General features: G+C 73.0%; 17 protein-coding genes. 7 read left to right on the top strand and 10 right to left on the bottom strand.

What is annotated here, in order from left to right; translation table 11 throughout:
- Nucleotides 1-38: 38 nt before the first annotated feature.
- The 3 genes from NPS70_RS26440 to NPS70_RS26430 all read right to left on the bottom strand — a co-directional run bounded on the left by NPS70_RS26440 (nucleotide 39) and on the right by NPS70_RS26430 (nucleotide 1,828).
- Nucleotides 39-248 carry a hypothetical protein gene (locus tag NPS70_RS26440; RefSeq protein ID WP_256526946.1) on the bottom strand — a complete coding sequence of 70 codons (210 nt, stop codon included), beginning with the start codon at nucleotides 246-248 and terminating at the stop codon, nucleotides 39-41.
- Nucleotides 249-411: 163 nt separating this feature from the next.
- Nucleotides 412-528: an SGM_5486 family transporter-associated protein gene (locus NPS70_RS26435; protein ID WP_256526945.1), complete on the bottom strand. Its 117-nt coding sequence runs from the start codon at nucleotides 526-528 to the stop codon at nucleotides 412-414.
- 4 nt (nucleotides 529-532) lie between these two features.
- The gene (locus tag NPS70_RS26430; protein WP_256526944.1) at nucleotides 533-1,828 is read right to left on the bottom strand and encodes an MFS transporter; all 1,296 of its coding nucleotides are present in this window, start codon (nucleotides 1,826-1,828) and stop codon (nucleotides 533-535) included.
- Nucleotides 1,829-1,962: 134 nt separating this feature from the next.
- Between NPS70_RS26430 and NPS70_RS26425 the strand changes: the two genes are divergently transcribed.
- Complete coding sequence (locus NPS70_RS26425; RefSeq protein ID WP_256526943.1) at nucleotides 1,963-2,643, top strand: FadR/GntR family transcriptional regulator; 681 nt, start codon at nucleotides 1,963-1,965, stop codon at nucleotides 2,641-2,643.
- Nucleotides 2,644-2,715: 72 nt separating this feature from the next.
- Here the strand turns inward: NPS70_RS26425 and NPS70_RS26420 are convergent, their stop codons facing one another.
- From NPS70_RS26420 to fabG, 3 genes are all read right to left on the bottom strand, one after another.
- Nucleotides 2,716-3,069: a hypothetical protein gene (locus tag NPS70_RS26420; RefSeq protein ID WP_256526942.1), complete on the bottom strand. Its 354-nt coding sequence runs from the start codon at nucleotides 3,067-3,069 to the stop codon at nucleotides 2,716-2,718.
- A 202-nt stretch (nucleotides 3,070-3,271) separates the two neighbouring features.
- Nucleotides 3,272-4,039 carry an enoyl-ACP reductase FabI gene (gene fabI, locus NPS70_RS26415; protein ID WP_256526941.1) on the bottom strand — a complete coding sequence of 256 codons (768 nt, stop codon included), beginning with the start codon at nucleotides 4,037-4,039 and terminating at the stop codon, nucleotides 3,272-3,274.
- 4 nt (nucleotides 4,040-4,043) lie between these two features.
- Nucleotides 4,044-4,748, bottom strand: a complete 705-nt coding sequence (fabG, locus tag NPS70_RS26410; RefSeq protein ID WP_256526940.1) for a 3-oxoacyl-[acyl-carrier-protein] reductase — start codon at nucleotides 4,746-4,748, stop codon at nucleotides 4,044-4,046.
- Between the two features lie 498 nt (nucleotides 4,749-5,246).
- On the opposite strand from fabG, the gene NPS70_RS26405 reads away from it, so the two are divergent.
- From NPS70_RS26405 to tyrS, 3 genes are all read left to right on the top strand, one after another.
- On the top strand, nucleotides 5,247-6,770 hold the full coding sequence (locus NPS70_RS26405) for a TldD/PmbA family protein (protein WP_256526939.1): 1,524 nt from the start codon (nucleotides 5,247-5,249) through the stop codon (nucleotides 6,768-6,770).
- The gene (locus tag NPS70_RS26400) at nucleotides 6,767-8,161 is read left to right on the top strand and encodes a metallopeptidase TldD-related protein (protein ID WP_256526938.1); all 1,395 of its coding nucleotides are present in this window, start codon (nucleotides 6,767-6,769) and stop codon (nucleotides 8,159-8,161) included. The genes NPS70_RS26405 and NPS70_RS26400 overlap by 4 nt, the downstream gene beginning before the upstream one ends.
- A 129-nt stretch (nucleotides 8,162-8,290) precedes the next feature.
- On the top strand, nucleotides 8,291-9,559 hold the full coding sequence (tyrS, locus tag NPS70_RS26395) for a tyrosine--tRNA ligase (RefSeq protein ID WP_256526937.1): 1,269 nt from the start codon (nucleotides 8,291-8,293) through the stop codon (nucleotides 9,557-9,559).
- Between the two features lie 108 nt (nucleotides 9,560-9,667).
- On the opposite strand, the gene NPS70_RS26390 is transcribed toward tyrS, so the two are convergent.
- Nucleotides 9,668-9,946, bottom strand: a complete 279-nt coding sequence (locus NPS70_RS26390; protein ID WP_256526936.1) for a GlsB/YeaQ/YmgE family stress response membrane protein — start codon at nucleotides 9,944-9,946, stop codon at nucleotides 9,668-9,670.
- A 218-nt stretch (nucleotides 9,947-10,164) separates the two neighbouring features.
- Between NPS70_RS26390 and NPS70_RS26385 the strand changes: the two genes are divergently transcribed.
- Both NPS70_RS26385 and NPS70_RS26380 read left to right on the top strand, forming a co-directional pair.
- On the top strand, nucleotides 10,165-10,527 hold the full coding sequence (locus NPS70_RS26385; RefSeq protein WP_256526935.1) for a DUF3099 domain-containing protein: 363 nt from the start codon (nucleotides 10,165-10,167) through the stop codon (nucleotides 10,525-10,527).
- A 134-nt stretch (nucleotides 10,528-10,661) separates the two neighbouring features.
- Nucleotides 10,662-10,898 carry a hypothetical protein gene (locus NPS70_RS26380; RefSeq protein WP_256526934.1) on the top strand — a complete coding sequence of 79 codons (237 nt, stop codon included), beginning with the start codon at nucleotides 10,662-10,664 and terminating at the stop codon, nucleotides 10,896-10,898.
- Nucleotides 10,899-10,956: 58 nt separating this feature from the next.
- Here NPS70_RS26380 and moaA read toward each other — a convergent pair whose 3' ends face one another.
- The 3 genes from moaA to NPS70_RS26365 all read right to left on the bottom strand — a co-directional run bounded on the left by moaA (nucleotide 10,957) and on the right by NPS70_RS26365 (nucleotide 14,102).
- Nucleotides 10,957-11,946, bottom strand: a complete 990-nt coding sequence (gene moaA / locus NPS70_RS26375) for a GTP 3',8-cyclase MoaA (RefSeq protein WP_256526933.1) — start codon at nucleotides 11,944-11,946, stop codon at nucleotides 10,957-10,959.
- Between the two features lie 171 nt (nucleotides 11,947-12,117).
- The gene (locus NPS70_RS26370; RefSeq protein WP_256526932.1) at nucleotides 12,118-13,740 is read right to left on the bottom strand and encodes a cation acetate symporter; all 1,623 of its coding nucleotides are present in this window, start codon (nucleotides 13,738-13,740) and stop codon (nucleotides 12,118-12,120) included.
- Nucleotides 13,737-14,102, bottom strand: coding sequence for a DUF485 domain-containing protein (locus tag NPS70_RS26365; protein ID WP_256526931.1), 366 nt, complete (start codon nucleotides 14,100-14,102; stop codon nucleotides 13,737-13,739). The genes NPS70_RS26370 and NPS70_RS26365 overlap by 4 nt, the downstream gene beginning before the upstream one ends.
- Nucleotides 14,103-14,450: 348 nt before the next feature.
- Here NPS70_RS26365 and NPS70_RS26360 point away from each other — a divergent pair, with 348 nt between their 5' ends.
- Nucleotides 14,451-15,983, top strand: coding sequence for a S8 family serine peptidase (locus NPS70_RS26360; protein ID WP_256526930.1), 1,533 nt, complete (start codon nucleotides 14,451-14,453; stop codon nucleotides 15,981-15,983).
- The last annotated feature ends 43 nt before the right edge of the window (nucleotides 15,984-16,026 follow it).

Below are 16,026 nucleotides of genomic sequence, written 5' to 3'. Positions count from 1 at the left end.
GCGCAGGGTGTTGACGGCTCTCCCTCGAAGGGGAGGCATCAGGGAGCGAGGGTCTCGCGCACCTGCGCGAGGAGCGCGCCGACCGCTCCGGCGCCCTGCGCACCGTCCGCGGCCTGCACCGCTCCGGTGGCCGTGATCAGGGCGAGGAGCGCGGCGAAGGCCAGCACCGGGAGAACCAGCGCCCACCAGGGCAGCCTCGTCCCGGCCGCGGCCGCTGGGCGGGGACGGGTGTGCGTGGGGACCGGCATCGCCGCCTCCGTGGGTCTGGGCTGGGGTACTTCCGACCCTACGGAGGAGCACCGGGCGGACCCATCCGGTGATCCACCCAGTTCTCCCTGAGCCCACCCCCCTAGGGGGTGGTGGTGCAGGCCCCACCCCCCAGGGGGCGGGGACCACGGGGGCGCCCGGCGCTCAGGGCGCGGCGATCGTCGCGACGATCGAGATGACCACGCCGATGAGGAGGATCAGGCCGAAGATCCCGAGGAGCTTCCGCTGGCCGTTCTGGGGGTTCGGATCGAGCACAGGCATGGGGTCAGTCTCGCATCCCCCGCTCGTCCTCGATCGTGCGGTCCCGGCCCGCCAGCACGCCCATGGCCATCTGGGGCACCAGCAGGGCGGCCATGAGGGACAGGGGCAGGGTCCAGCCGCCGCTGTGCTGGTAGAGCATGCCGACGAGCAGGGGGCCGGGGACGGAGATCAGGTACCCGGCGGACTGGGCGAAGGCCGAGAGCCGCACCACGCCCGCGCCGGTGCGGGAGCGCATGCCGATCATGGTCAGGGCGAGGGGGAAGGCGCAGTTGGAGACGCCCAGCAGCAGGGCCCAGGCCCAGGCCCCGGCGGCGGGGGCGAGGAGCAGTCCGAGGTAGCCGGCCAGTCCGCACAGCCCGAGGAGCACGACGATCGGGCCCTGGTGGCGCAGCCGGCCCGCCACCCGGGGGATGACGAAGGCCAGGGGGACGCCCATCGCCATGGTGACGGCGAGCAGGACGCCCGCGGTCGAGGCGGGGACCCCCGCGTCGCGGAAGATCTGCGGCATCCAGCCCATGGTGATGTAGGCGCCGGTGGCCTGGAGGCCGAAGAAGCCCCCGAGGGCCCAGGCGGTGGGGCTGCGGGTGATCCGGGGGGCCGGGGCGTCCCCGGGGGCCGCGGCGGCCCCGCCCTCCGCGGTCGCGGAGCGGCCGCGGACCAGGACGAGCCAGGGCAGGACCGCCAGCGCCGCGGGAAGGGCCCAGACGGCGAGCCCGGTGCGCCAACCGCCGCCCAGCGCCGAGGTCATGGGGACGGTGGCCGCGGCCGCGGCGGAGGTCCCGAGGGCGAGGGCCATCGAGTAGAGGCCGGTCATCGAGCCGACCCTGTCCGGGAAGTACCTCTTGACGATCACCGGCATCAGCACGTTGCTGACGGCGATGCCCATGAGGGCGAGGGCGCTCGCGGCGAGGAAGCCGGCCTCGCCCCCGGCGAGGGAGCGCGCCACCAGCCCGGCCGTGACGGCGGCCATGCCCGCGCAGACCACGGCGGCGGGCCCGAAACGGCGGGAGAGGCGGGGTGCGGCGCTGCCGAGGACGGCGAAGCAGAGCGCGGGCACGGAGGTGAGGAGCCCGGCGGCGGTGCCGCTCATGTGCAGGCCGGCGCGGGCCTCTTCGAGGAGGGGGCCGAGGCTGGTGATCGCGGGCCGGAGGTTGAGGGCTGCGAGCACGATGCCGACGGCGACGAGCCGGAGGGTCCACACCGCCCGCCGGGTGCCGGGGTCCGCGGGGGCGGCGCCGCGGGGGGAGGGTCGTGTGGGTGCCGTTTCGGCGGGTCGCAGGGTCCGGATCTCGTCAGGCATGGGGCCCATCATAGAATCATGGGATGAATACGTGTCCAGTCGGATGCCGCAGGGGGCCGGGTGCTGGAACGATGGGGTGACGACCGGCCCACGACCACCGGACCCGAGCGGGCCGGCCTACGACAAGGAGCACCATGGCGCTGTCCTCACCCCGGCGTTCCGCGCTCTCCGACCAGGTGATCGCCCAGCTGCGGAACCAGATCACCTCCGGGGAGTGGCCGGTGGGCTGCCGCATCCCCACCGAACCGGAACTCGTGGAGCAGCTCGGCGTCGCCCGCAACACGGTGCGCGAGGCGGTCCGCGCCCTGGCGCACAACGGCCTGCTGGACATCCGCCAGGGCTCGGGCACCTACGTCGTGGCCACCAGCGAGCTCGCCGGGGTGATGCACCGCCGCTTCGCCGACGCCGACCCGCGCCACATCGCCGAGCTGCGCTCCACCCTGGAGTCGTCCGGCGCCCGTCTGGCCGCCGAGCGGCGCACCGCGAAGGACCTCCTGCAGCTCCAGGCGCTGCTGGGACGGCGGGAGGAGGCGTGGGAGTCGGGCGACGCCGAGCGCTTCGTCGCCGCCGACGCCACCTTCCACCTGGCCGTGGTCGCCGCCTCGCACAACGAGGTGCTGACCGGCCTCTACGCCGACCTGGCCGACCTGCTGCGGGACTGGCTGCGCGACGACGTCGGGCGGGAGCTGCGCCCGGAGCACCACATGGACCACGCCCGCCTGGTGGAGGCGATCAGGGCGGGCGACGGGGAGCGGGCCGCGGCGGAGGCGGCGGGCTACCCGTTCCTGTGCCTGCGCCGCCCGGAGGGCGTGTGACCGCGCCCCGGCGCGGTCGGGGGCCGCGCGGACGCCGGGGACCGACGCGGGGCGGAGGGGCGGCGGACGGCGTCAGGCCCTCCCCACGACGGGCTCGTGGCTGACCCAGGCGCCGCGGACCTCCTTCCAGCAGCGCAAGCTGAGCTCCACGTAGCCCGCCGGGTCCACCCGGGCGGCCGCGGTGTCCGCGTCGACGTCCCACCACCGGTCGCACTCGACGTGCAGCCGGACGCGGTCGGCCCGCGGGTAGGGGTTGTGGCAGTAGGCGGTGGCCCGGGATCCGTCGACCACCGTGCGGCAGTCGGCCCGGTAGGGGGTCGGCCGCGGAGCCGGGGGCGCCGCGTCCCCCTGGCCGCCGGACCAGAGCGTCCTGGACGCCGTCGGGGTCGCGACCAGCAGAAACGCCGTCGCGCCCAGCACGAGCATGTTGCGCCGGTTCCTCCGCACGAGCAGAACACCCCCTCGGCCGAGCTGCGGCGCCGAGCGCCGCAGGAGCACCACAAGGAAGATTGCTCCTCCAGCATGGCCGCCGGGCACCCGCGGCGCCCCGCCCGTTGCGCCGAACGGGCGACGCCCCGCCCCCCGGTCTCCGCGGGGGCGGGGCGTCGCGTCGGCAGGTCCGGGCCGGTCAGGCACCCATGATGTGCACGCCGCCGTCGACGTGGACGATCTCGCCCGTCGTCTTCGGGAACCAGTCCGACAGCAGGGCCACCACACCGCGGCCGGCGGGCTCGGGGTCGGCCATGTCCCACTCCAGCGGGGAGCGGTCGTCCCAGACCTTCGCCAGCTCGGAGAAGCCGGGGATGGACTTGGCGGCCATGGACCCGATCGGGCCGGCGGAGATCAGGTTGCAGCGGATCCGCTGCTTGCCGAGGTCCCGGGCGAGATAGCGGCTGGTGGCCTCCAGCGCGGCCTTCGCCGGGCCCATCCAGTCGTACTGCGGCCAGGCGAACTGCGCGTCGAAGGTGAGGCCGACGACCGAGCCGCCCTCCTCCATCAGCGGCAGGCACGCCGTGGTCAGGGACTTCAGCGAGAAGGCCGAGACGTGCATGGCCGTCGAGACGGACTCGAAGGGCGTGTTGAGGAAGTTGCCGCCGAGGGCGTCCTGCGGGGCGAAGCCGATGGAGTGGACGACGCCGTCCAGGCCGCCGAGCTCGTCGCGGACGAGGTCGGCCAGGCGGGCCAGGTGCTCGTCGTTGGTCACGTCCAGCTCGATGACCTTGGCGGGCTTCGGCAGCTTCCTGGCGATGCGCTCCGTCAGCGTCGGGCGGGGAAACGCCGTGAGGATGATCTCGGCGCCCTGCTCCTGGGCCAGGCGGGCGGTGTGGAAGGCGATGGAGGACTCCATCAGCACACCGGTGACGAGGATGCGCTTGCCGGCGAGGATTCCGCTCATGTGATCAGTGACCCATGCCCAATCCGCCGTCGACGGGAACGACGGCTCCAGTGATGTACGAGGCGCTGTCGGAGGCGAGGAACGCGACCGCGGCGGCGATCTCCTCCGGCTGCGCGTAGCGCCCGAGGGGCACCTGGGAGACGATCCCGGCGCGCTGCTCCTCGGTGAGCGCCTGCGTCATGTCGGTGTCGACGAAGCCGGGCGCGACGACGTTGAAGGTGATGTTCCGCGACCCGAGCTCGCGGGCGAGCGAGCGGGCGAAGCCGACCAGGCCCGCCTTGGAGGCGGCGTAGTTGGCCTGGCCCGCCGAGCCGAGCAGCCCGACGACCGAGGAGATGAGGACCACGCGGCCCTTCTTGGCCCGCAGCATCCCCCGGTTCGCACGCTTCACGACCCGGAAGGTGCCGGTGAGGTTGGTGTCCAGGACGGAGGTGAAGTCCTCCTCCGACATCCGCATCAGCAGCTGGTCCTTGGTGATGCCGGCGTTGGCCACCAGCACCTCCACCGGACCGTGCTTCTCCTCGATCTCCTTGTAGGCCTGCTCCACCTGCTCCGCGTCGGTGATGTCGCACCTGACGGCCAGGAGACCGGCCGGCGGCTCCCCGGACCGGTAGGTGATCGCGACGTTGTCGCCGGCGTCGGCGAACGCGCGGGCGATGGCGAGGCCGATGCCCCGGTTTCCTCCGGTGACGAGAACCGAGCGGCTCAACGGATCACCCTTTCCCTCTGCGGTCAGATACGTCTGCAAACTATCGGTAGGCGGCGCCGTACGGGGAATCGGGGCCCGACAGCGCCGTCGTGCCGTCGCTGTTGGATCCCTACAGAAGCACGGTCCGTCCGCGCGCCCCGCCGAGGGCGCGGACGCCGCACGCGCCGCCGCGGCCCGGCACGGTCCACCCCGGCGTGAGCTGCACGCACGGCGGGGGGAGGGCCGCGGGCGGCGTCCCGGCCCCGCCGCCCGGGCGGGGCCGGGAGCGGTGCGGCAGAGCCTCCGGGACGCCCGCTCGTCCAGCGGTTCCGACAGGCCGCGCCCGCCCCGCGGCGCCGTCGTGCGCCGCCGCCGCGGCCGGACCGGTGGCGGGTTCCCGGGGACCGGCCCGCGCGCGCCGTCCCCGGCACCGGGCCCAACTCCCGGACACGGCGCCCTCGAACCGTGATTCACTGCGTGCCGTAGCGATCCCGGTGAGTCACTGGAGGAAGACCAGCCGTGCCCCACGACATCGATCCGACGTTCACCGCGCTGCCGCTGCGGGCGCTGGCCGACGCCGCGCTCGCCCGGGCCCGCGCGCTCGGGGCCGAGCACGCCGACTTCCGCCTGGAGCGGGTGCGCAGCGCCTCCTGGCGGCTGCGCGACGCCCGGCCCGCGGGCTCCTCCGACACCACCGACCTGGGGTACGCGGTGCGGGTGGTGCACGGCGGGGCGTGGGGCTTCGCCTCCGGCGTCGACATGACGATGGACGCGGCCGCCCGGGTGGCGGGGCAGGCCGTGGCCATGGCGAAGCTCTCCGCGCAGGTCATCGCGGCGGCCGGTTCGCAGGAGCGGGTGGAGCTGGCCGACGAGCCGGTGCACGCCGACAGGACGTGGGTCTCCTCCTACGAGACCAACCCCTTCGAGGTGCCCGACGAGGAGAAGACCGGACTGCTGGCGGACTTCAGCGCGCGGCTGCTGCGCGCCGACGGCGTCGCCCACGTGGACGCCTCGCTGCTGACCGTGCAGGAGAACAAGTTCTACGCGGACACCGCGGGCACCGTCACCACCCAGCAGCGGGTGCGCCTCCACCCGCAGCTCACCGCCGTGGCCGTGGACGGCACCTCGGGCGAGTTCGACTCGATGCGCACCCTTGCGCCGCCCGTGGGCCGGGGCTGGGAGTACCTGCGGGGAACCGGCTGGGACTGGGACGGCGAGCTGGAGGAGCTGCCGGGGCTGCTGGCCGGGAAGATGAGGGCCCCCAGTGTCGAGGCGGGCCGCTACGACCTGGTGATCGACCCCTCGAACCTGTGGCTGACCATCCACGAGTCGATCGGCCACGCCACCGAACTGGACCGGGCGCTGGGCTACGAGGCGGCCTACGCCGGCACCTCCTTCGCCACCCTCGACCGGCTGGGCACCCTGGCGTACGGCTCCCCGGCGATGCACGTGACCGGCGACCGGACCGCCGAGCACGGCCTCGCCACCGTCGGGTACGACGACGAGGGCGTCGCGGCGCAGAGCTGGGACCTGGTGCGCGGCGGCACCCTGGTCGGCTACCAGCTGGACCGGCGGACCGCCCGGCTCACCGGTCTCGGGCGCTCCAACGGCTGCGCCTACGCCGACTCCCCCGCGCATGTGCCGGTGCAGCGGATGGCCAACGTCTCGCTCCGGCCGGATCCGGGCGGCCTGTCGACCGAGGACCTGATCGGCGGGGTGGAGCGCGGGATCTACGTGGTCGGCGACCGCTCCTGGTCCATCGACATGCAGCGGTACAACTTCCAGTTCACCGGGCAGCGCTTCTTCCGCATCGAGAACGGCCGGCTGGCCGGCCAGCTGCGGGACGTGGCCTACCAGGCGACGACGACCGAGTTCTGGGGCTCGATGGAGCAGGTGGGCGGGCCGCAGACCTACGTGCTCGGCGGTGCCTTCAACTGCGGCAAGGCCCAGCCGGGGCAGGTCGCGGCGGTCTCGCACGGCTGCCCGTCCGCCCTGTTCCGGGGCGTCACCATCTTGAACACCACGCAGGAGGCCGGTCGATGAGCGCCCGCACCACCAAGCCGCACGAGATCGTCGAACGGGCGCTGGAGCTCTCCACCGCCGACGGGTGCGTGGTGATCGCCGACGAGCACTCCTCCGCCAACCTGCGGTGGGCGGGCAATGCGCTGACCACGAACGGCGTCACCCGCGGACGCACCCTGACGGTGATCGCCACCGTCGACGGGGCCGAGGGCACCGCCTCGGGCGTGGTGTCCCGCTCGGCGGTCACGGCGCAGGAGCTGGAGCCGCTGGTGCGGGCCGCGGAGGAGGCGGCGCGCGGCGCGGGCCCCGCGGAGGACGCCCAGCCGCTGGTGGCGGGCGTGCCCGAGTCCCCGGACTTCGCCGAGGCGCCCGCCGAGACCTCCTCCGCGGTGTTCGCCGGCTTCGCCCCGGCGCTGGGCGAGTCCTTCGCCAGGGCCCGCGCGGGCGGGCGGGAGCTGTACGGCTTCGCCCACCACGAGCTGACCTCGACCTACCTCGGGACGTCGAGCGGGCTGCGGCTGCGGCACGACCAGCCGAACGGGACCCTGGAGCTCAACGCCAAGTCGCCGGACCGCTCGCTCTCGGCCTGGGCGGGCCGCTCGACCCGGGACTTCGCCGACGTGGACCCGGGCGCACTGGACCTGGAGCTCGCGGAGCGGCTGGGCTGGGCCGGGCGGCGGGTGGAGCTGCCCGCCGGGCGGTACGAGACGCTGCTGCCCCCCACGGCCGTGGCCGACCTGCTGATCTACCAGCTGTGGTCCTCGGCGGCGCGGGACGCGGCGGAGGGCCGCACGGTCTTCTCCAAGCCCGGCGGCGGCACCCGCGTGGGCGAGCGGCTCTCCCCCCTCCCCCTGACCCTGCGCAGCGACCCGCGCGAGCCGGGCCTGGAATCCGCTCCCTTCGTGATCGCACACGCCTCGGGCGACGACGCCTCCGTCTTCGACAACGGCCTCGCGCTGGGGCCGACCGAGTGGGTGAGCGAGGGGCGGCTGGACCGCCTGGTCACCACCCGCCACAGCGCCGCGCTCACCGGCCTGCCGGTGGCCCCCGCCGTGGACAACCTGGTCCTGGACGCGGGGGGCGGGCGCTCCCTGGCCGAGATGGTCGCCTCCACGGAGCGGGGGCTGCTCCTGACCTGCCTGTGGTACATCCGCGAGGTCGACCCGGCGACGCTGCTGCTGACGGGGCTGACCCGGGACGGCGTCTACCTGGTGGAGGGCGGCGAGGTCGTGGGCGCGGTGAACAACTTCCGGTTCAACGAGTCGCCCGTCGGCCTGCTGGGCCGGGCGACGGAGGCGGGGCGCACCGAGAAGACGCTGCCGCGGGAGTGGGGCGACTGGTTCACCCGTGCCGCGATGCCCGCGCTGAGGGTGCCCGACTTCAACATGAGCTCGGTCAGCCAGGGCGTGTGACGGTCCCCTCCCGTGGGCGGGCGCCCGCGGGAGGCGCCCGCCCCGTCCGCCCCTCGGTCGGCCGTCGCCGCCTGCGGGGCACGCCATAGACTGGCGGCCCATCCATCCACACGAGGAGACCGAAGAACCGTGACGGACATCGTCGACGAGCTGACGTGGCGCGGGCTGATCGCCCAGTCCACCGACGAGGACGCATTGCGCAAGGCTCTCGCGGACGGTCCCGTCACCTTCTATTGCGGTTTCGACCCCACCGCCGCGAGTCTGCACGTCGGGCACCTGGTGCAGGTGCTGACCGTGCGGCGCCTTCAGCAGGCCGGCCACCGGCCGCTGGCGCTGGTCGGCGGGGCCACGGGGCAGATCGGCGACCCGCGGCCCACCGCGGAGCGCACGCTGAACGACCCGGAGACCATCGCGCAGTGGGTGACCCGGCTGCGCTCCCAGATCGAGCCGTTCCTCTCCTTCGAGGGGGAGAACGCCGCGGTCATGGTGAACAACCTGGACTGGACCGCCGGCATGTCGGCGATCGAGTTCCTGCGCGACATCGGCAAGCACTTCCGGGTCAACAAGATGCTGACCAAGGACTCGGTCGCCCGGCGGCTGGAGTCCGAGCAGGGCATCAGCTACACCGAGTTCAGCTACCAGCTGCTCCAGGGCATGGACTTCCTGGAGCTGTACCGCCGCTACGGCTGCACCCTCCAGCAGGGCGGCAGCGACCAGTGGGGGAACCTGACCGCCGGGCTCGACCTGATCCACCGCCTGGAGCCGGAGGCGGAGGTGCACGCCCTGGCCACGCCCCTGATGACCAAGGCGGACGGCACCAAGTTCGGGAAGTCCGAGGGCGGTGCGCTCTGGCTGGACCCGGAGATGACCACCCCGTACGCCTTCTACCAGTACTGGCTGAACACCGACGACCGGGACGTCTCACGCTTCCTGCGCATCCTGTCCTTCCGCTCGCGGGAGGAACTCACGGAGCTGGAGGAGCAGACGGCCCGGCGGCCGCAGGCGCGGGCCGCGCAGCGGGCGCTGGCCGAGGAGCTGACCACGCTGGTGCACGGCGCGGAGCAGTGCGCCGCGGTGGTGGCCGCGTCGAAGGCGCTGTTCGGCCAGGGCGAGTTGGCGGAGCTGGACGAGGCGACGCTGCGCGCGGCCCTCTCCGAGCTGCCGCACGCCCGGGTGGCGGAGCTGCTGCCGGTGGTGGACCTGCTGGTGGAGGTGGGCCTGGCGCCGAGCAGGTCGGGTGCGCGGCGGACCGTGAAGGAGGGCGGAGCCTACGTGAACAACGTGAAGGTGACCGCCGAGGACGCGGTACCCGCGGAGGCCGAGCTGCTGCACGGCCGCTGGCTGGTGCTGCGGCGGGGCAAGCGGAACCTGGCCGCGGTCGAGGTGGCCGCGGGGTGACCCCCCGCGTGCGGGGCACCCGCCCCCGTACGCCGGACTTCCACGGCGGGACCGGGCGGACGTGGCGTCCGCCCGGTCCCGCCGTGGCGCCGGGGATGCCGGGGCCGCTCAGGCCCGTTCGCGTCTGCCGCCCTTGAGCGAGGTGTAGGCCATGTCGCCGAGGAAGACCACGACGACGGCCGCCGCCAGCTGCAGGATGTGCCGGCCCCAGTCGATGCCGGGGGTCGCCGCGATCCCGAAGCCCCGGGCCAGGGCGTTGCCGATGATCGCGCCGATGATGCCGAAGATGGTGACCAGCCAGAGCGGACTGTGCTGCTTGCCCGGGATGATCGCCTTCGCGATCAGGCCGAGCACGAATCCCACGATGATCGCCCACAACCAGCCCATGGCTGCCTCCTCGTACGGCTCCGCGTGAGCAGTTACGCCTGCAAGTCTCCGTGCGCATCCGTGTCGCCGCACCTCGAAGGCGGTGCCGGGGTGCGCACGGTACCTCCGTGCGGCGCCCCGGGGTCGGCGGGCGGGCCGGGGCGGCGTACCGTGGGGACGGCCGGCCGCGGCAGTGCCGGGCAGACGAGGTCCGGCACGGAAACGGGTGGTGGAGCGCGATGGGCAGGCAGGGCGGTGCGGAGGTCTTCCGGATCACGGGTGCCCGGCGGGGACTGGCCGAGGACGTGCGCGGGCGGCAGCGCCGCTATGTGATCTCGATGTCGGTGCGGACGGTGGCGGTCGTGCTGACCGCGGTCCTGTGGGACGTGGAGCGCCATGTCGCCGTGGTCACGCTGGTCCTGGGGATGCTGCTGCCCTATGTGGCGGTGGTCGTCGCCAACGCGGGCCGGGAGAACGCGCCCTCGCTCCCGTCGGCGTACCTGCCGAGCCCGGTGCGCCCGATGATCTCCCCCGCGGCTCCGGACGCGGCGGACGAGGACGACCGGTTCGGCAACCTCAGGAAAACCTCAGATCAATCATGAAGTTCCTGTGCCCGTCCGGGCGTTGTCCGTGACATACTTCCTACGCGCTCCGCATCCCCCGTCGGAGCGACGGACCGACGCCGGGCAGCTCCCCCCGTGGCTGCCCGGCGTCGCCATGCTGGGACAATGGCGCGGTGAGTGACGAGACGCCGATCTGTTCCGCGAAGGGCTGCCGTGTTCCGGCGGTCTGGGTCCTCGCCTGGAACAACCCCAAGCTGCACACCCCCGAGCGCCGCAAGACATGGCTGGCCTGCGGGGAGCACCGGGAGCACCTGTCGCAGTTCCTCGGCGCGCGCGGCTTCCTCAAGGACGTGGTGCCGCTTCAGGAGTGGGAGCGGCGCGCCGGGGAGAGCGGGCGCACCGGGGGGTGAGTCCGCCGCGGGACCGGGCGGCACGCCCCGCGAGCGCGGGGCGGCCGAGCGGGCGCGGTCAGCCGCCGATGGCCGACATGGGGCGCTCGGGCTGGAGGAAGGACGGGTCGTCCAGTCCGGATCCGGCCTTCTTTCCCCACATCGCCTGCCGCCAGATCCGGGAGATCTCCTCGTCCGGGGCGTCCGAGCGGAGCGCGGCGCGCAGGTCGGTCTCCTCCGTGGCGAACAGGCAGGTGCGCACCTGGCCGTCGGCGGTCAGGCGGGTGCGGTCGCAGGCACGGCAGAAGGGCCGGGTCACCGAGGCGATCACCCCGACGCGGTGCGGGCCGCCGTCCACCACCCAGCGCTCCGCGGGTGCGGAGCCGCGCGCGGAGTCGTCCTCGGGGGCGAGGGTGAAGCGGGTGCGCAGCGTCTCCAGGATGTCACCGGCCGTGATCATGCCCTCCCGCTTCCAGCCGTGCTGGGCGTCGAGGGGCATCTGCTCGATGAACCGCAGCTCGTAGCCGTGGGCCATGGCCCAGGCGAGCAGCTCGGGCGCCTCGTCGTCGTTGAGCCCCGGCATCAGGACGGCGTTGACCTTGACGGGCGTGAGGCCCGCGTCCCGGGCCGCGGCGAGTCCGTCGAGCACGTCCTGGTGGCGGTCGCGGCGGGTGAGCGCCTTGAAGACCTCCGGGCGCAGGGTGTCCAGCGAGACGTTGACCCGGTCGAGGCCGGCGTCCTTCAGGGCCGTGGCGGTGCGCCGCAGTCCGATGCCGTTGGTCGTCAGCGACGTCTTCGGCCGGGGCTCCAGGGCGGCGACCCTCTCGACGATGCCGACCAGGCCGGGCCGCAGCAGGGGCTCTCCCCCGGTGAAGCGGACCTCGGTGACGCCGAGGTCGGTGACGGCGATGCGGACGAGCCGGACGATCTCGTCGTCGGTGAGCAGGTCGGGCTTGGCCAGCCACTGCAGGCCCTCCTCGGGCATGCAGTAGGTGCACCGCAGGTTGCACCGGTCCGTGAGGGAGACACGCAGGTCGGTTGCCGTGCGGCCGAACGTGTCGATGAGCACTGCTGGTCCCCTCCCCGGGTGGTGGAACTGACGCCTCCGAGCGTACGCCAGTCCGTCGGCGGCGAGGCGGCCAGATTGCCACGGACTCCGGCCCGGCCGCGTCGTAGGACCCTACGACGCGGCCGGGCCGGGAGGGGCTGCCGGGGCCCGCTCAGCGGTCCCCGGCCCCGGTCAGTGGGCGCCGACGCCGGTCAGCGACTTGACCTCCAGTTCGGCGTACTTGTCCCGGTCGGGCTCCTCCTTCGACAGCAGGGAGCCGAGCCAGCCGAGCAGGAAGCCGATCGGAATGGAGATGAGACCCGGGTTGGCCAGCGGGAACCAGGCGAAGTCGGCGTCCGGGAACATGGAGCTGGCCTTGCCCGAGACCACCGGGGAGAAGAGGACCAGTACGACCGACGCCGTCAGGCCGCCGTAGATCGACCACAGCGCGCCCCGGGTGGTGAACCGCTTCCAGAACAGGCTGTAGAGGATGGTCGGCAGGTTCGCGGAGGCCGCGACGGCGAAGGCGAGGGCGACCAGGCCGGCGACGTTGAGGTCGCGGGCGAGGGCGCCCAGGGCGATGGACACGATGCCGATGAGGACGGTGGCCCAGCGGGCGGCGCGGACCTCCTCCTTCTCGGTCGCCTGTCCCTTGCGGATCACGTTCGCGTAGATGTCGTGGGCGAAGGAGGAGGACGAGGCCAGGGTGAGTCCGGCGACCACGGCCAGGATGGTGGCGAAGGCGACCGCGGAGATCACCGCCAGCAGGATGGCGCCGGAGGCCGAGTCGGTGCCCCCGATGTGCAGGGCGAGGAGGGGGGCTGCCGTGTTGCCCGCCGCGTTGGACTCGGTGATCGTCTCCGGGCCGACGATCGCCGCGGCGCCGAAGCCGAGGGCGATGGTCATCAGGTAGAACGCGCCGATGATGCCGATGGCCCAGTTCACCGACTTCCGCGCCGCCTTGGCGGTGGGCACGGTGTAGAAGCGGATGAGGATGTGCGGCAGTCCGGCGGTGCCGAGGACGAGTGCGAGGCCCAGCGAGAGGAAGTCCAGCCGGGAGGTGCCGCTCACGCCGTACTTGAGGCCGGGTTCCAGGAAGGCCGCCCCGTGTCCGCTGTTCTCCGCGGCCTTGCCGAGCAGGGCGGAGATGTTGAAGTCGAACTTCCACAGCACCAGGAAGGTGATCAGCAGGGTGCCCGCGATGAGCAGGACGGCCTTGACCATCTGCACCCAGGTGGTGCCCTTCATCCCGCCGACGGTGACGTAGACGACCATCAGCAGGCCCACCAGGGTGACGATGGCGATCTTGCCGCCGTCGCTGGTGATGCCGAGCAGCAGGGAGACCAGCACACCCGCACCGGCCATCTGCGCGAGCAGGTAGAAGATCGACACCACGATGGTGGAGGTCCCCGCGGCGGTGCGCACGGGGCGCTGGCGCATGCGGTAGGCGAGGACGTCGCCCATGGTGTAGCGGCCGGAGTTGCGCAGGGGCTCGGCCACCAGCAGCAGGGCGACCAGCCAGGCCACCAGGAAGCCGATGGAGTAGAGGAAGCCGTCGTAGCCGAAGAGCGCGATGGCCCCGGCGATGCCGAGGAAGGAGGCGGCGGACATGTAGTCGCCGGAGATCGCGAGCCCGTTCTGGAAGCCGGTGAACTGGCGCCCGCCCGCGTAGAAGTCGGAGGCGTCCTTGGTCTGGCGTCCGGCCCACACGGTGATGAGCAGGGTGGCGACCACGAAGGCCGCGAACAGGGTGATGATCAGTGCGCGGTGCTCGGTGGTGGCGTTCTCCGCCGCGAGGTGCAGCGCGGGGCTCATGCGTCGGCCTCCATACGGGACTTGATGGCCTCCGCCTGCGGGTCGAGCTTCCCGGCGGCGTGCCGGGAGTAGAACCAGGCGATGAGGAAGGTGGTGGCGAACTGCGCGAGCCCGAGGACGAGAGCGACGTTGACGTTGCCGAGGAGCCTGGTGCCCATGAAGCCGCCCGCGTAGTTGGACAGCAGCACGTAGAGCAGGTACCAGGCGATGAAGGCGACGGTCAGGGGGAAGGCGAAGGAGCGGTGGGCCCGGCGCAGTTCGCCGAATTCCGGACTCTCCTGCATGCGGACGAACGCTTGTGCGGTGGGCTGTGCGGGGGCGGTGTCCGGGCCGCTCGGGGGCGGCGGCGCATCGGTGGTCACGGAATCTCCTCGCGACACGGGGCGGATGGGGGTCGGCTGGACGGTGGTGCCCTGGGGAATGGCGGGTTGTCGTTCCACTCCCTGACAACGGCACGGGGTGCGGGGCGAACCGGTTCACGCGGGTGGTTCTGCCAGGTGCCCGCCGGACGTCGCCGCCCCGGCGTCCGGACGGGACGGGTACCGCCCGTCCCGCACGCGCCCGCCTCCGGGGGGACGGGCGGTATCCGGCCGCATCCGTCCGCCGGATCCATTGAAGTGCCCACATGATCAGCGATAGCTTCACTCGTCATGAACCCGCCCATTCGCAAGGGGTGTTTGGGCGGTTGTCACGGATGATGTGGAGAACCCATGGCTCATCTGGGATCCGGACGACGACGCGCTCTCGCGCTCCCCGTCGGTCTGGCGCTCACGGCATCGCTGGGCTTCCTGCCGACGGGTACGGCGTCGGCAGCAGTCACGGACGATGTCCCCGCCGCGGTGTCGACGGACGGCCCCAAGCTGTCCTACGTGGTCAACGTCAAGGGCGGCTACGGCACCTCGAAGGCCGTCAAGAAGGCGATAGCCAAGGCCGGCGGCACGGTCGTGTACGCGTACGACCAGATAGGCGTGATCGTCGTCCACTCGCAGAACCCCGCGTTCGCCGAGACGATACGCGGCGTCCGCGGTGTGCAGTCGGCCGGCGCCACCCGCACCGCGCCGATCGCGGCGGCGAAGGACACGGCGATCGGGTCGGAGCGCCCGCTGGGCGCCGAGGAGGCCGCGGCCGCCGCCGAGGCCGCCGTGGACGGGCAGGACCCGCTCGAACCGCTCCAGTGGGACCTGCCCGCCATCAAGGCGGACCAGGCCCACAAGAAGTCGCTCGGCAGCAAGCGGGTGACCGTCGCGGTCATCGACACCGGTGTGGACGACACCCACCCCGACCTCGCGCCGAACTTCGACCGCAGGGCGTCCGTCAGCTGCGTCGGCGGTGTGCCGAACACGGCGGACGGCGCCTGGCGTCCGGGGCCGGACGAGTCCGACCACGGCACGCACGTCGCCGGGACCATCGCCGCCGCGAAGAACGACGTCGGCATCACCGGTGTCGCGCCGGGTGTGAAGGTCTCCGGCATCAAGGTCTCGCAGCCCGACGGCTTCTTCTACACCGAGGCCGTGGTCTGCGGCTTCGTGTGGGCGGCCGAGCACGGCGTCGACGTCACCAACAACAGCTACTACACCGACCCGTGGCTGTTCAACTGCAAGAACGACGCGGACCAGAAGGCCCTCGTCGAGGCCGTCTCCCGTGCCGCCCGGTACGCGGAGCGCAGGGGCGCGGTCAATGTGGCCGCGGCGGGCAACTCGCGGATGGACCTCGCCGCCGACGAGCTCACCGACGTCACGAGCCCGAACGACACCACCCCGGTGGAGCGCGTCGTCAACCCGCGCGAGTGCCTGGACATCCCGACCCAGATCCCGGGTGTGGTCACGGTCTCCGCACTGGGTGCGAAGAACCTGAAGTCCTCGTACTCGAACTACGGCCACGGTGTCGTCGACATCTCCGCCCCCGGCGGCGACGCGACCCGCTACCAGGCCCCGGAGGGACCGGCCGTCGACGGCCGCATCCTCTCCACGCTGCCCGGCGGCGGCTACGGGTACAAGGCGGGCACCTCGATGGCCTCCCCGCACGTCGCGGGCGTGGTCGCGCTGATCAAGTCGAAGCACCCCTACGCGCCGCCGGCGCTGGTCAAGGGCCTGCTGTACGCCCAGGCCGACGACACCGCCTGCACCAACCCGTACGACATCAACGGCGACGGCACGGTGGACACGGTCTGCGAGGGCGGCACGCGCAACAACGGCTTCTACGGCACCGGCGTCGTCGACGCCCTGGACGCCGTCCGCTGGTAGCGGCACCCCGGGGTGCGGCCGGTCCCTGAGGGCCGCACCCGGA

This window comes from Streptomyces sp. C10-9-1, assembly GCF_024497955.1.
Taxonomy (GTDB): domain Bacteria; phylum Actinomycetota; class Actinomycetes; order Streptomycetales; family Streptomycetaceae; genus Streptomyces; species Streptomyces sanyensis.
Note: the sequence above shows the minus strand (reverse complement) of the source record. Positions and strands in the feature narration are given on the sequence as shown.

What these genes read in the sequence shown, in the direction of transcription:
- NPS70_RS26440 (WP_256526946.1), bottom strand. Translation starts at nt 248, where the DNA reads ATGCCGGTCCCCACGCACACCCGTCCCCGCCCAGCGGCCGCGGCCGGG.
- NPS70_RS26435 (WP_256526945.1), bottom strand. Translation starts at nt 528, where the DNA reads ATGCCTGTGCTCGATCCGAACCCCCAGAACGGCCAGCGGAAGCTCCTC.
- NPS70_RS26430 (WP_256526944.1), bottom strand. Translation starts at nt 1,828, where the DNA reads ATGCCTGACGAGATCCGGACCCTGCGACCCGCCGAAACGGCACCCACA.
- NPS70_RS26425 (WP_256526943.1), top strand. Translation starts at nt 1,963, where the DNA reads ATGGCGCTGTCCTCACCCCGGCGTTCCGCGCTCTCCGACCAGGTGATC.
- NPS70_RS26420 (WP_256526942.1), bottom strand. Translation starts at nt 3,069, where the DNA reads ATGCTCGTGCTGGGCGCGACGGCGTTTCTGCTGGTCGCGACCCCGACG.
- fabI (WP_256526941.1), bottom strand. Translation starts at nt 4,039, where the DNA reads ATGAGCGGAATCCTCGCCGGCAAGCGCATCCTCGTCACCGGTGTGCTG.
- NPS70_RS26400 (WP_256526938.1), top strand. Translation starts at nt 6,767, where the DNA reads ATGAGCGCCCGCACCACCAAGCCGCACGAGATCGTCGAACGGGCGCTG.
- NPS70_RS26390 (WP_256526936.1), bottom strand. Translation starts at nt 9,946, where the DNA reads ATGGGCTGGTTGTGGGCGATCATCGTGGGATTCGTGCTCGGCCTGATC.
- NPS70_RS26385 (WP_256526935.1), top strand. Translation starts at nt 10,165, where the DNA reads ATGGGCAGGCAGGGCGGTGCGGAGGTCTTCCGGATCACGGGTGCCCGG.
- NPS70_RS26370 (WP_256526932.1), bottom strand. Translation starts at nt 13,740, where the DNA reads ATGAGCCCCGCGCTGCACCTCGCGGCGGAGAACGCCACCACCGAGCAC.
- NPS70_RS26360 (WP_256526930.1), top strand. Translation starts at nt 14,451, where the DNA reads ATGGCTCATCTGGGATCCGGACGACGACGCGCTCTCGCGCTCCCCGTC.